This window comes from Pseudonocardia xishanensis, assembly GCF_039541715.1.
In the GTDB taxonomy this organism is placed as follows: domain Bacteria; phylum Actinomycetota; class Actinomycetes; order Mycobacteriales; family Pseudonocardiaceae; genus Pseudonocardia; species Pseudonocardia xishanensis.
Genome location: NZ_BAABGT010000031.1, coordinates 22589 through 35582, shown reverse-complemented (window position 1 = coordinate 35582; position 12994 = coordinate 22589). Strand labels below are relative to the sequence as shown.

Here is a 12994-nt window from a genome sequence, read left to right as displayed (position 1 = left end):
CTAGGGACGGCGGATGATCGAAATATTCGCTCGGAGTGAAGGTTTCCTCACGGCGGCTGCGAGCCGACGGTGAGGCCCGCTCAGAAGGCGGGCCAGGGGATGGCGGGGCCGTAGCCGGAGGGCTCGGGGAACAGCGGGACGGCGAGCATCAGGTCCACCCGCTCCGTCAGCGCCCGGATCTCGGAGAGCGTGATGTGCGGGCCCAGCTCCTCGGCGAGGGGACCCTCGAGCTGCGCGCGCAGGACGGACAGCCGCTCGATCTCCACCTCGGTCAGCTCCTCGCCGACCCAGCCCCACAGGACCGTGCGGAGCTTGTCCTCGGTGTGCATGGTGAGCCCGTGGTCCACGCCGTAGACCCGGCCGTCGTCCCCCGCGAGGACGTGCCCGCCCTTGCGGTCGGCGTTGTTGGCGACGACGTCGAACACGGCCATCGCGCGCAGCCGCTGGTCGTCCGAGTGGACGAGCACGGCGGGGGCGCCGTCGTCGTCCCTGGCACGGAGGACCCGCTTCCAGCCGCGCTTGACCTCCTTGGGGGCGCACACGTCCACCAGGTCGTCCGTGGTCTCGGTGTCCACCCAGGCCTGGACCATGCCGGGGCCGAAGGGGCCGTCACGCAGCACTGTCGGCGGCACCACGCCGAACCCGCCCGCCTCGGAGACCAGGTAGGAGGCGACCTCGCGGCCTGCGAGCGTCCCGTCCGGGAAGTCCCAGAGCGGCCGCTCGCCGCGGACCGGCTTGTACACGCACTCGAAGGTGCAGCCCGCCGCGGACACGGTGCCGACGAGGGTGGCGTTGGAGGCGGCGACCATCCGGCCGGTGACCTCGATCCGGCCCCGTCGGAGCACGTCGAGGACCGCGGGATCGCGCAGGTCGGGACCGGCCAAGTGGTTACTCGGCCGCCTCGGCGCCGCCCATCGGCGAGCGCTGGTGGAACCCGTTGAGCCGCACGCAGACGTGGCCCTCCGGGTCCAGCGGCTCGGCGCACAGCGGGCAGGGGGCGCGACCGGCGGAGACGACCTTCTCGGCGCGGTCGGCGAAGGCCCTGGCCTGCGTCGGGGACAGGAACACGCGCAGCGCGTCCGGCCCCTCGTCGGTGTCGTCCAGCACCACCGACTCGTCGATCTCCTCCTCGGTGACCGCGAGGAGCTCGACCACGATGGACTTCGAGTCCGAGTCCCAGCCCAGGCCCATGGTGCCGACCCGGAACTCCTCCTCGAGCGGCACGGCGAGCGGGTCGTTGTCCGAGGACGACACGGCGGGGTCCGCCTCCGCCTCGGCGCCCCCGAACCGGCGGCTCACCTCGGCCAACAGGGCCTCGATGCGTTCGGCCAGCACGGAGACCTGCTGCTTCTCCAACAGCACGCTGATCGTGCGGGCCTCCTCGATCGCCTGGAGGTAGAAGGCCCGGTCGCCGGGCTCACCGACGGTCCCGGCGACGAACCGCTCGGGCTGGCGGAAGACATGGATGACGCGTGACATGGCGAAACCCAGAGTAGGCCACGCGCGCGGACGTGGCACGCCGATGTGCCCCTAGGCCCCTGTGGACCCGCCCACCACGGCCTCCTCGGCGGGCTTCTCGTCCGGCTTGGGGATCAGCGACGCCACGTCCCCGCCGACGTCGTTCACCCGGGCCACGAAGGGCCGCGTGGGTGTGTAGGTGATCACCGAGATGGAGCAGTTGTCCACGACGATCCGCTGGAAGTTGTCCAGGTGGCTGGCCAGCGCGTCCGCCACGATGGACTTGATCGGGTCCCCGTGGCTGCAGGCGACCCACACCGCGCTCGGCCCGAACTCCTCCGCGATCCGCAGGTCCTGACGGCGGATGGCGGCGACCGCGCGGGCCTGCATGGCGGCCAGGCCCTCGCCGCCGGGGAACACCGCGGCGGACGGGTGGGCCTGGACGACCTTCCAGAGGTCCTCCTTCGCCAGCTCCTTGAGCTCGCGGTTCGTCCAGTCGCCGTAGTCGACCTCGGTGATGTCCGGCTCCAGGACCGGGGTCATCCCGCGGGCCTGCGCCAGGGGCTCGACGGTCTGGACGCAGCGCGTCATCGGGGAGGTGACGATCGCCGCCAGCGGGACCGGCGCCAGCCGCTCCACGACCCGCTCGGCCTGCTCGCGACCCTTCTCGTCCAGCTCCACCCCGGGGCTGCGGCCTGCGAGCACACCGGACGTGTTCGACGTCGAGCGGCCGTGCCGGAGCAGGATGAGGGTGGTCACGCCGTCGACCCTACGTGGCGGAGACGGCGCCGATCGCGAGTGCCGCCAGCAGGGCCGCGCCCAGCGCGATCCGGTAGGCCACGAACACGTACACGGTGTTCTTCTCGACGAACTTGAGGATCCACGCGATCACCGCGTACCCGACGACGCCGGCGATGACCACCGCGACGATCATCTGGAAGGGGCTGGGCCCGTCCCCCGCGAAGACGTCCGGCAGGGTGAACAGGCCGGAGGCGAAGACCGCCGGAATGGCCAGCAGGAACGAGAACCGCACCGCCGCGGCGCGCTCCAGGCCGAGGAACAGTCCGACGGTGATCGTCCCCCCGGAGCGCGAGACCCCGGGGATCAGAGCCATCGCCTGGGCGAAGCCGAGGATGACGCCGTCCTTCATGGTCAGCTTCTCGACCGAACGCCGCTGCGTGCCGTACCGCTCGGCCAGGCCGAGCAGGACACCGAACACGATCAGTGTGGTGGCGATGAGCCAGAGATTGCGCGCGACCGTCTCGATCTGGTCCTTGAACAGCACGCCCAGCACGCCGATGGGGATGGTGCCGATGATCACCATCCAGGCCATCCGGTAGTCCTGGCTCGCCCGCACCTCGGGATCCCGGAAGCCGCGGAACCAGGTCGCCACCAGGTGCCCGATGTCCTTGGCGAAGAAGACGATCACCGCGACCTCGGTGCCGATCTGGGTCACCGCGGTGAAGGCCGCGCCCGGGTCGTGGCCGAAGAACACCCCGGAGACGATCCGCAGGTGCCCGGAGGAGGAGATCGGGAGGAACTCGGTGAGGCCCTGCACGAGACCCAGGACGACGACCTCAAGCCAGCTCACGGGGCGTCACCGTAGCGGGGGTGGGGTCGGGCACCCGCCGCACACCCCCGGATGGCACGCTCGGCGGGTGCAGCGCAGGAGGGTGGGGGGATCCGGTCTGCAGGTCTCCCGGGTCGGCCTCGGCACGATGACCTGGGGCGCGGACACCGACGCCGACGCGGCGGGCGAGCAGCTGCTCGCGTTCGTCGAGGCGGGCGGGACCCTGGTCGAGACCGCGGACGTCTACGGCGACGGGGCGGCCCAGTCCGTCCTCGGCGACCACCTGGCCGCCGGGCTCGTCGCGCGCGAGGACCTGGTCGTCGCCGCCCGCGGGACCCCCGAGGGCTCGGCCCGCGGCTCCCTGCTGCACGGCCTCGACGCCACGCTGGGCAGGCTGCGCACGGACCATCTCGATCTCTGGCAGCTGCCCGGCTGGGACGCCCACGTCCCGCTGGAGGAGACGCTGTCCGCGGTCCAGGTCGCGGTGCTGGCGGGCAAGGTGCGCTACGCCGGGCTCGTCGCGCCGTCCGGCTGGCAGCTCGCGACCGTGGCCGAGCGGGCGCGCGGGGTGGGCAACCTCGTGCTGCCCGTGGCGGCCCAGGCCGAGTACTCCCTGCTGCACAGGGCCGCCGAGCGCGAGCTGCTGCCCGCGGCCCGCTTCCACGGGCTCGGCCTGCTGGCCTGGGCACCGCTGGGTCGCGGAGTCCTCACCGGCAAGTACACCGACGGCACCCCCGCGGACTCCCGGGGGAGCTCCCCGGCCCTCGCCCCGTACGTCGAGGCCCGGCGGAACGAGCGCAGCGCCCGCATCGTGCAGTCCGTGCTCACCGCCGCGGACGGGCTCGGGACCTCGCCGCTCGCCGTCGCCCTGGCGTGGGTGCGGGACCGGCCCGGGGTCGCGGCCGCGGTGGTCGGGGCACGGGACGCGGCGCAGCTCACCGCCTCGCTCGCCACGGAGACGGTGCTGCTGCCGCCCGAGATCCGGGCCGCGCTGGACGATGTCAGCGCCCCCTGAGACGTCGTATGGTGGCGGGTGACTCCGGGTTCACCCGGGGACGTGCGAGTACGGCGGGAGGTGACCGGTGGCGACCGGTTCGGTGGAGACTGTCGATCCCGACGGGAAAATCACGGTGGAGGGGGACTGGGAGTACCGCCCCCTCCGCATCGACGGGGACGTCCCGCGCCTGACGGCGGCGGTGCGGCTGGCGATCCAGGCCGAGTACGGCGGGTGGGAGCTGTCGAGGGTCCGGCTCTACCCGGGCGGGGTGCGCAAGGTGTGGCTGCGCCGCAAGCGCACGAACCGCATGCTCCCGGAGCTCTCGTACTGACCGGCCCCGCCGGCCCCCACTGGTGCTTGGGGACCCCAAGCACCAGTGACCGACCCTTGGGGTCCCCAAGCACCGCGGGCCACTGACGCTCGGGGTCCCCGAGCGTCGCTGCGTGGCGCTTGGGGACCCCGAGCGTCAGTGGCCGGACTGCCAGTCCACGGCAGGCGGGGCGCCTGCGCCCTTCGGGCCCGGGACGCCGCGGAAGCCGTAGGGGGCGGGCTCGCGGCCGGGTTGGACGAACCAGCACTCCCCCGGCTCCCCGCGATCGAGGATCGTGTCGATCGCGTCCGCCACGTCCTCTGCCGTGAGCAGCGGGAAGTCGCCGAACTGGGTCCTGGCGCCTGCGATGAGCGGGGTGTCGGCGAAGCCCGGGCAGACCGCGTTGATCCGGATCCCCTCGGCGGCCAGCGTCGGCGCGGCCGACCGCACGTACCCGACGACGGCGTGCTTGGTCGCGGTGTACAGCGCGTCCCCCGGCATGGCGACGATCCCCGCCAGCGACGCCGTCGCCACGATCCGGCCGCCCCCGGCCCGGCGCAGCGCAGGCACCGCGGCGGCGGTGCCGAAGATCACGTGGTCCAGGTTCACCCCCATGATCGCCCGGTAGCCGGCCAGGTCGATGTCCTCGACGCCGGACTGGCCCGCGGTGATGCCCGCGTTGAGCAGCACGGTCCGCAGCGGGCCGATCTCCTCGGCCCGCGCGACCAGCGCGGCCACGGCCGCGGGATCGGTGACGTCCGCGACGAGCGCGGTGCCGCCGAGCTCCGCCGCCAGCTCCTCGGCGGGAGCGCGGTCCGCGATCACCACGTGCTCACCGGCCGCGGCGAGCCTGCGGGCGGCGGCGGCACCGATGCCGGACGCACCCCCTGTCACCAGCGCGACCATCAGATGTTCCTCAGGAAGGTGTCCATGACCTTCGCCCCGAACTCCAGCGCGTCGACCGGGACGCGCTCGTCGATGCCGTGGAAGAGCGACGCGAAGTCCAGGTCCGGGGGCAGCCGCAGCGGGGCGAACCCGAAACAGCGCATGCCCAGGTCGGTGAAGGCCTTCGCGTCCGTGCCGCCGGAGAGCATGTAGGGCACGGTCTTCGCGGTCGGGTCCTCGGTGCGCAGGGCGGCGGCCATCGCCTCGACCAGCGGGCCGTCGAACTCGGTCTCGAGCGCGGGGAGGTCCTGGATCCACTCGCGCTCGACGTCCGGGCCCAGCAGCTCGTCGACCTCGGCCAGGAAGGCCTCCCGACGACCGGGCAGCACCCGGCAGTCCACCGTCGCCTCCGCCGTCGACGGGATGACGTTGGCCTTGTAGCCGGCGGAGAGCATCGTCGGGTTCGCGGTGTCCCGGACGGTGGCGCCCACCATCCGCGCGACGGGGCCGAGCTTCGCGAAGGCGCCCTCGATGTCCTCGTCGGGGAACTCCATGCCGGTCAGCGCCCGGATCTCGTCCGCGAAGGCGCGCACGGTGTCCGTCATGACCAGCGGGAAGCGGTGGTTGCCCAGCCGCGCGACCGCCTCGGCCAGGATGGTGACGGCGTTGTCGTCGTGCAGGAACGAGCCGTGGCCGGGCTTGCCCTTGGCCCGCAGGCGCATCCACGCCATGCCCTTCTCGGCCGTCTCGATCAGGTAGACGCGCTGGTCCTCGGCGAGGGTGAGCGAGAACCCGCCCACCTCCCCGACGGCCTCGGTGCAGCCCTCGAAGAGGTCCGGCCGGTTCTTCGCCAGCCACTGCGACCCGTAGGCGCCGCCCGCCTCCTCGTCCGCGAGGAAGGCGAACACGATGTCCCGCGGCGGCACGAACCCCTCGCGCTTGAACTGCCGCGCGACGGCGATCGTCATCGCGACCATGTCCTTCATGTCCACCGCGCCGCGGCCCCAGACGAAGCCGTCCTGGACGGCACCGGAGAAGGGGTGCACCGACCACTCGCTGGGCTCCGCGGGCACGACGTCCAGATGGCCGTGCACGAGCAGGGCACCGCGGGACGGGTCCGCCCCCTTCAGCCGGGTGAAGACGTTGCTGCGCCCGGGGGCGCCGGAGTCGAGCACCTCGACCTCGTAGCCGACCTCGGTCAGCTTCCCTGCGACGTAGTCCGCGGCCTCCTTCTCACCGACCACGGTCGCGGGGTCGCCGGTGTTGGACGTGTCGATGCGGATGAGGTCCGAGCAGATCTGCACGACCTCGTCCGCGGCGCTCTGGGGGCCGGTCATGACCCAGTTCCTACCACCCGCGAGGGGCCCGCTATGATTCCGGAGTCGCACCGGGCGTGCCCCGGTGAGGTCCGAGTGGCGGAATGGCAGACGCGCTAGCTTGAGGTGCTAGTGCCCTTTAACGGGCGTGGGGGTTCAAGTCCCCCCTCGGACACCACCATCGATTTCCGGCGGTACGGCAGCGCGGTCACCGACGCCGAGGCTCCGACGCGGCTCGGCATGGACTTCACCACCCGCGGGTTCGCCGGGCACCTCGACTGTGCGATCCAGCCCACCCCCGACGGGTGAATCCTGCACCTGCGCGCGTCGGACGGCCCCGTCGGCGGGTGAGGGTGACGGACCACCGCCCTCCGGGGGGCCTCGCTCCGGAGAGGGCCTCGCCACCTCCGTCCTTCCGGCCCCGGAGGGCAGCGCGGACCCCACCCGGGCCGCCGGCTTCCGTCCTCGGCCGTCGGTTCGACGCGGAGGCGGCGGCCCGGGCGCAGCCCGTGCCGTGCTGCGCCGCCGAAACGACGGAGGTGGCATCACACAGGGGCTCGAACGCCAGCCAGGCACTGGCGTCGGCGGAGATCTCCTTCGACCACGCCCAGGTCATCGAACGCACCCTCGCCGCCCTACCCGCCCACCTCATCGCCGACCATCACGAAGCGCTGGAACGAGACCTCGTCCAGCACGCCCGCGTGCTGGACCCGGACGCGCTGCGCACTCCGTGCTCGTCGCCGCCGCGGACGCCGCGGCGGGCGCGGGCGGGTTCCGGCAGCTGCGCTCCGAGCTGAGGCAGGTCTCGGCTCTCCCGGTGGGCGAGCTGCGGAGGCGGGCGGACGACGTCGCGAAGGAGCTCCGGGAGCTGGACACCGCCGTGCAGCAGGCGAACTGGACGGTGGAGCTGGTCGACTGACCGGGGAGGGTGAGCAGGTACCCGGACGCGGGGCGTGCACGAGCCCGGGCGGCCGGCGGGTGAAATCCGGCCTCCATGCCTGGCACGCGAAGGGCAGCGTGGGCGGTTCGACTCCGCCGTGCACGGCGCAGCCCCGTACCGACGACGCCTTCGTCGGCCGGCTCCCGGAGGACGACCTGATCCGGGCCCTGGTTCCCGATCTGGAGCCGTGCTGAGCGCGGGCGCGACCATGGGCGGACGCCTCCTACACCGACCTCTTCCTCCACAACTGGCGGCTGAGGAAGCCCGCGGGCCCGCGTGCTGGACGACATGGACCTGCTCGTCCCGAACCGGGGCAACGGCGCGGAGCGGATCTTCTACCCGGTCACGACCGAGCTCGCGATGCGGCTGACCCCGGTGCTCGGCGCGATGCCCACCGCCCAGGACGCCGTGCGTGGCCGCCGTCGACCGCGCCTTCGCGGCCGTGACCGGCTACGACGAGCGGCTCACCGCGGAGCTGGTCGCGGTCCCGGAGGACGTTCCGGACGAGTCGGCCGTCCCCGTCCCGGCGGACGGCGGGCTGCCCGGGCACCGCGGCAGCCTGGGGGCTAACGTCCGCCGCCGCTCGCTCGACTGATGGGTCACAGGCGTGGGTCGGGGAGGCTCTTCGTGGAACAGGTCGGGCACTACCGGATCGAGGAACTGCTCGGCGTCGGCGGGATGGGTGAGGTCTACCGCGCCTACGACACCCAGCGGGACCGGATGGTCGCCCTGAAGCTGCTCCCGGAGGGACTGGCCAAGGACCCCGAGTTCCTGCGCCGGTTCAAGCGGGAGTCCCACGTCGCCGCCCGCCTGCGCGAGCCGCACGTCATCCCGATCCACGACTACGGCGAGCTCGACGGCAGGCTCTTCATCGACATGCGCCTGGTGGACGGCGAGAACGTCCGCACCCGGCTGGAGCGGCTCGGCCCGATGCACCCCGAGGACGCGGTCGCCGTGGTCGGGCAGGTCGCGGAGGCGCTCGAGGCCGCCCACGCGGACGGACTGGTGCACCGGGACATCAAGCCGTCGAACGTGCTGGTCACGCCGGGTGGGTTCGTCTACGTCGTCGACTTCGGGATCGCCCGGACGATCGGCACGGCGCGCACGTCGGTGACGCTGACCGGGGTGACGGTCGGGACGCTCGACTACATGGCGCCCGAGCGGTTCACCAACAAGGCCGTCGACGGTCGCACGGACGTCTACTCGCTCGCCTGCCTGCTGTTCGAGTGCCTCACCGCGACGGGCCCGTTCCCCGGCGACGACCTCCCATCGCTGATGTTCAACCACCTCTACACCGACCCGCCGAGGGTCACCGACGCCCGGCCCGAGCTGCCCGCCGCGCTCGACGACGTCGTGGCCCAGGGCATGGCGAAGTCGCTCGACGGCCGGTTCCCCACCCCGACGGCGCTGGCCGCGGCCGCGAAGGAGTCGCTGCGGTCCGGCGCGGTGGCCCGGCCGCGGTCGTCCGACCGGACCGTGCCGTCGGTGGTGGCGCCGCCCCCGTCGGCTCCGGAGAACACCGTGCCCGCCCTCGTCCCCACCGCGCTGCCCCCGACCGTGGAGCCGGTCGTCCCCGAAGCCGCGCTCGCCGGGTCGGGCGTCGCCGAGTCCCCGGTCACCGACGCCGCTCCGTCCCCTTCGTCCGCCGAGCCCACCGGTCCCGCCGTCTCCGAGGGTTCGGCCGCCCCGGTCGGCGGGGGCGTGTCGACGGACGGCTCGGGCGCCGCGCCCGACCCGGACGCCACGGTCCGGCTCACCGCGGGCGCCCCGCCGGAGGACCCGGACCGAACGGTGATCATCGGCGCCGGGACGCCACCGCCGCCGTTGAACGCCCCGAAGTCGGGTCGTGGGCGGAGGATCGCGCTCATCGGCACGCCGATCCTCGCCGCGATCATCGCGGCGGTGGTCGTCCTGGTCGTCGTCCGGCCCCTCGGGAACTCCGCGGCCCCAGCGGCCCCCGCGGCCCCCGCCGCCGCCGCCGAGCACGACCACGGGGCCGCCGCCCCCGCTGCGGCCGGTGCGGTGCCCGCCGTCGCGCAGAACCCGGCCGTGCCCGCCGCGGGGCAGACCGGTGCGGCGATCGCGCCCGCCATCGCCGTGCCGACAGTCAACGGGACGATCCCGGTCGGCTCCACGCCGGGGTTCCTGGAGGTCGCGCCGAACGGGCGCTTCGCCTACATCGCGAACCGGGACGCCGGCGTCGTCACGGTCCTGGACACCAAGATCAACCAGGTGACGGCGACGATCCTGATCCCCTCGGGGCCGCCCCAGTTCGTCTCGTTCTCCCCGGACGGCAGCCGGGCGTACGTGAGCATCTACAACAAGGACAAGACGGTGAACCGGGTCAGCGTGCTCGACACGGCGTCGAACACCGTGCTGACCACGATCCCCGTCGGGACGCGGCCGTTCGCCTCCGCGACCACGCCGGACGGCAGGCTGCTCTACGTTCCGAGCCACGACGACGGCCAGCTGGACGTGATCGACACGACGACCGACCAGCTCGTCACGAAGGTCGACGTGCCGAAGAACCCGCACTGGGTCGTGTTCGGCAAGGACGGGAAGACCCTGTACACCGCGAACCACGAGTCCAACGTGGTGTCGGTGCTGGACGTCGCCACCAACGCCGTGCGCACCACGATCCCGGTCGGGGCCAGCCCGCACAGCACGGCGCTCTCCCCGGACGGCAGCAGGCTCGCGGTGGTGAACTTCGACAGCAGCACGGTCTCGGTGATCGACACGGCCACGAACACGGTCACCGCGACGGTGCCGGTCGGGCTCAAGCCGCAGGACATCGCGTTCACCGCGGACGGGCGCTACCTCTACACCGCGAACGTCGACGGCAACTCCGTCTCGGTCATCGACACCACCACGAGCCGGGTCACGGCGACCATCCCGGCGCCGTCGCCGACCAGCGTGTCGATGCTGCCCAACGGCAGGCAGGCCTACGTCACGCTGCTGAACGCGGGCGAGGTGATGGTGCTCGACACCACCGCCGGCTGACCAGCACCAGCGCGCCCGGCAGGGTGCCGACCATGGTCAGGATCCCGTAGGCGACGGCGCTGCTCAGCCCCTGGGCCGCCCCGAGCCCGACGGCGCCGAAGACCAGGGCCGCGGCCGCCTCGCGGGGGCCGAAGCCCCCGAGGTTGACCGGCAGACCCATCACGAGCAGCGCGACGAGCAGCAGCGGGAGCAGCGTCGCGACGGGCGCGGTGGCGCCGACGCTGCGGGCGGCGACGACGAACAGCGTGACGTACCCGGCCAGGGCGAGCAGCGAGAGCGCGGCCGCGCCCGCCCAGGCCCTCCGGGACCGCACGACGTCCGCGGCCAGGGTCGCGAGCGCACTCCGCAGCCGGGGGACGGCGAGGGCGGCCGCGGCACTGAGTCCGAGGATCCCCGACGCGGGCCCCCACACCTGCGGCGGGACGCCCAGCACCCGCAGCACGGCGGGCTCCACGGCCAGGACCACCACCCCGACCAGCACCAGCACGATCTGTCCCGCGGCCTTCTCGATCATGACGGCGCGCGCCGAGCGGCCGACGTCACCGACCTCGCGGCCCTGCTTCACCGCCCGCCCGACGTCTCCCAGCACCCCGGCCGGGAGCACGGTGTTGAGGAAGAGCGCCTGGTAGCAGTCGGCGACGGCGGGCCGCAGCCGCAGGGGCATCCCCAGGCTGCGGGACACGAGGACCCACCGCCAGGCGCCGAGAACCGTGGTCACGGCCCCGATGCCGAGCGCCGCCAGGACCGCGGGCAGGTCGACGGAGCGGATCCCGTCGAGGAACGGCCCGGCCCCGAGCCGCCACAGCACGACCCCGAGCAGCACGACCGCGAGCACCGTCCGCGCGTGCCGATGCCCGAGCAGCGCGCCCAGCACACGTTTCGTGCGCTCAGCGCGGCGAGATCGCTGATCCCGTGCACTGTCGACAGCCCTGGGAGCACGAAACGTGCGGGGAGGGATCGTGGTGCTCATGCCAGGACCTCGCACATCTCGGCGGCCGCGTCGGGCCAGGTGGACAGGGTGTCGCGGCGGGCCAGGGCGGCACGGCGGAGGCTCGCACGCCGGTGCGGGTCGTCGAGGAGGGCGGCGAGGGCCGCGGCGAGGGCCGCCGGGTCGTCCGGGGGGACGAGCAGCCCCGGCACCCCGTCCGGCGGGGTCCCGCCGACCGCCTCGCGCACCCCGCCGACCTCGGACGCGACGACCGGGATCCCGCGGGCCAGCGCCTCCACCAGCACCATCCCGAAGGACTCCGCACGCGAGGGCAGGACCAGCAGGTCGGCGGCGGCGTAGGCCTCGTCCAGGGCGGCGCCCGTCAGCGGACCGGTCAGCGAGACCCGACCCGCCAGGCCGTGGTCCGCCACCAGCGTCCGGACGAGCGTGACGTGCGCGGGCGAGCGGTCCACCGGCCCGACCAGGCTGCAGCGCCACTCCCGGTCCGCGATCCGCGCCAGGGCCCGGACCAGCACGTCCTGTCCCTTGGTCGGGGTGATCGAGCCGACGCACAGTAGCCCACCGCCCCCCGAACCCGACGCGACCGGGGCCGGGTCGGTGCCCGGCCGCACCACGCACACGCGCTCGAGTCCGTGCACCTCCGCGATCCGCCGCGCCGACCACCCGCTCGTGGCCACGACCGCCGCGGCCGCGTGCAGGACCTCGCGCTCCCGGTGCACCAGGACCGGGTCGGCGCCCGCCTCGTCGCCCAGTGGGAGATGGACGAGCACGACCAGCCGCAGCCGCGCCGCCTCCGGCACGACCACCGACGGGGACGCGCAGGCGACCAGCCCGTCCAGCAGGACCGTCTCGCCGCGGGGCACCGCCGCCAGCGCGGCACCCAGCGCGGCGAGGTCGGCGGCGGACGGATACGGCCACCCGCCCGCGGCGAGGATCTCCGTCGGCCGCTCCCCGTCGGCGTGTCCGACCCGGGCGCGGGAAGTGCGGGACTCGGGCGTCGGGGGTGGGGGACTCGCGGCTCGGTGGTGTCCGACTCGGACGGCGGAAGTGCAGGACTGGGGGGTCGGGAGTGGAGGGGCCGCGGGCCAGGAGGTCAGGAGGCGGCGGTCGTAGAGGTTGCCGCCGCTGGGGCGGGTGGGGTCGTCGACGTCCGCCGGGAGGACCGCGATCACAGCGGTCTCTCGTTGGTCGCCCAGGCGATGTGGGACTCGTGCAGGGTCACCACCAGCTCCGTGAGGCCACGCGCACCCGGGCCCAGCTCGTCCGCGGCGATCCGGCCCGCCAGCCGGTCGGCCACGACCTGGGCGAGGAACTCCGTGGAGGTGTTGCGGCCCGCGAACTCGGGCAAGTCGTCGAGGTTGCGGTAGGTCAGCTCGGCCAGCACCGCCTTCAGCGCCTGCGCGGCGAGGCCGATGTCGACGACCAGGTCGTCCGAGTCCAGCGACGGGCGGCGGAAGGTCGCGTCCACCACGAACGTGGCGCCGTGCAGGCGCTGCGCCGGTCCGAAGACCTCGCCGGTGAAGCTGTGGGCGACCATCATGTGGTCGCGCACCGTGATGCCGAACATGG

At 73.7% G+C, this 12994-nt stretch carries 14 protein-coding genes and 1 tRNA gene; 6 read left to right on the top strand and 9 right to left on the bottom strand.

The features are described 5' to 3' along the window. Positions 1 to 80: 80 nt before the first annotated feature. From ABD993_RS12720 to ABD993_RS12705, 4 genes are read right to left on the bottom strand one after another with little or no spacing between them, the layout of a single operon-like run. On the bottom strand, positions 81 to 884 hold the full coding sequence (locus ABD993_RS12720) for an SCO1664 family protein (RefSeq protein WP_345416431.1): 804 nt from the start codon (positions 882 to 884) through the stop codon (positions 81 to 83). A gap of 4 nt (positions 885 to 888) precedes the next feature. Continuing rightward, entirely contained in the window at positions 889 to 1479 is a 591-nt protein-coding gene (locus ABD993_RS12715) for a DUF3090 domain-containing protein (protein ID WP_345416428.1), read from the bottom strand. Positions 1480 to 1530: 51 nt separating this feature from the next. Beyond that, positions 1531 to 2217: a histidine phosphatase family protein gene (locus tag ABD993_RS12710; RefSeq protein ID WP_345416425.1), complete on the bottom strand. Its 687-nt coding sequence runs from the start codon at positions 2215 to 2217 to the stop codon at positions 1531 to 1533. 10 nt (positions 2218 to 2227) lie between these two features. Beyond that, positions 2228 to 3049, bottom strand: coding sequence for an undecaprenyl-diphosphate phosphatase (locus tag ABD993_RS12705; RefSeq protein WP_345416422.1), 822 nt, complete (start codon positions 3047 to 3049; stop codon positions 2228 to 2230). Between the two features lie 67 nt (positions 3050 to 3116). Here ABD993_RS12705 and ABD993_RS12700 point away from each other — a divergent pair, with 67 nt between their 5' ends. Together ABD993_RS12700 and ABD993_RS12695 are read left to right on the top strand one after the other, a co-directional pair. Continuing rightward, positions 3117 to 4043 (top strand): aldo/keto reductase, encoded by a 927-nt coding sequence (locus ABD993_RS12700; protein WP_345416419.1) that lies wholly within the window; start codon positions 3117 to 3119, stop codon positions 4041 to 4043. A gap of 67 nt (positions 4044 to 4110) precedes the next feature. Next, positions 4111 to 4356 (top strand): DUF5703 family protein, encoded by a 246-nt coding sequence (locus ABD993_RS12695; protein WP_345416416.1) that lies wholly within the window; start codon positions 4111 to 4113, stop codon positions 4354 to 4356. Positions 4357 to 4491: 135 nt separating this feature from the next. Here ABD993_RS12695 and ABD993_RS12690 read toward each other — a convergent pair whose 3' ends face one another. Beyond that, positions 4492 to 5241 (bottom strand): SDR family oxidoreductase, encoded by a 750-nt coding sequence (locus ABD993_RS12690; protein ID WP_345416413.1) that lies wholly within the window; start codon positions 5239 to 5241, stop codon positions 4492 to 4494. Beyond that, a complete protein-coding gene (locus ABD993_RS12685) occupies positions 5241 to 6557 on the bottom strand; it encodes a M20/M25/M40 family metallo-hydrolase (RefSeq protein WP_345416411.1) in 1317 nt (438 codons plus the stop codon). Before ABD993_RS12685 ends, ABD993_RS12690 begins: the two co-directional genes overlap by 1 nt. 69 nt (positions 6558 to 6626) lie before the next feature. Between ABD993_RS12685 and ABD993_RS12680 the strand changes: the two genes are divergently transcribed. The 4 genes from ABD993_RS12680 (at position 6627) to ABD993_RS12665 (ending at position 10476) form a co-directional block, all read left to right on the top strand. Beyond that, positions 6627 to 6714, top strand: a tRNA-Leu gene (locus ABD993_RS12680). A 552-nt stretch (positions 6715 to 7266) separates the two neighbouring features. Then, positions 7267 to 7455 (top strand): DIP1984 family protein, encoded by a 189-nt coding sequence (locus tag ABD993_RS12675; protein WP_345416408.1) that lies wholly within the window; start codon positions 7267 to 7269, stop codon positions 7453 to 7455. A gap of 433 nt (positions 7456 to 7888) precedes the next feature. Continuing rightward, positions 7889 to 8071 (top strand): hypothetical protein, encoded by a 183-nt coding sequence (locus tag ABD993_RS12670; RefSeq protein ID WP_345416405.1) that lies wholly within the window; start codon positions 7889 to 7891, stop codon positions 8069 to 8071. A 32-nt stretch (positions 8072 to 8103) separates the two neighbouring features. Further along, positions 8104 to 10476, top strand: coding sequence for a protein kinase domain-containing protein (locus ABD993_RS12665; RefSeq protein ID WP_345416402.1), 2373 nt, complete (start codon positions 8104 to 8106; stop codon positions 10474 to 10476). Here ABD993_RS12665 and ABD993_RS12660 read toward each other — a convergent pair. The 3 genes from ABD993_RS12660 to ABD993_RS12650 all read right to left on the bottom strand — a co-directional run bounded on the left by ABD993_RS12660 (position 10424) and on the right by ABD993_RS12650 (position 12992). Continuing rightward, complete coding sequence (locus ABD993_RS12660) at positions 10424 to 11311, bottom strand: lysylphosphatidylglycerol synthase transmembrane domain-containing protein (RefSeq protein ID WP_345416399.1); 888 nt, start codon at positions 11309 to 11311, stop codon at positions 10424 to 10426. The genes ABD993_RS12665 and ABD993_RS12660 overlap by 53 nt on opposite strands. A gap of 131 nt (positions 11312 to 11442) precedes the next feature. Further along, on the bottom strand, positions 11443 to 12597 hold the full coding sequence (locus ABD993_RS12655; RefSeq protein WP_345416396.1) for a glycosyltransferase family 4 protein: 1155 nt from the start codon (positions 12595 to 12597) through the stop codon (positions 11443 to 11445). Further along, positions 12594 to 12992, bottom strand: coding sequence for a 6-pyruvoyl trahydropterin synthase family protein (locus tag ABD993_RS12650; RefSeq protein WP_345416393.1), 399 nt, complete (start codon positions 12990 to 12992; stop codon positions 12594 to 12596). Before ABD993_RS12650 ends, ABD993_RS12655 begins: the two co-directional genes overlap by 4 nt. Positions 12993 to 12994: the final 2 nt, after the last annotated feature.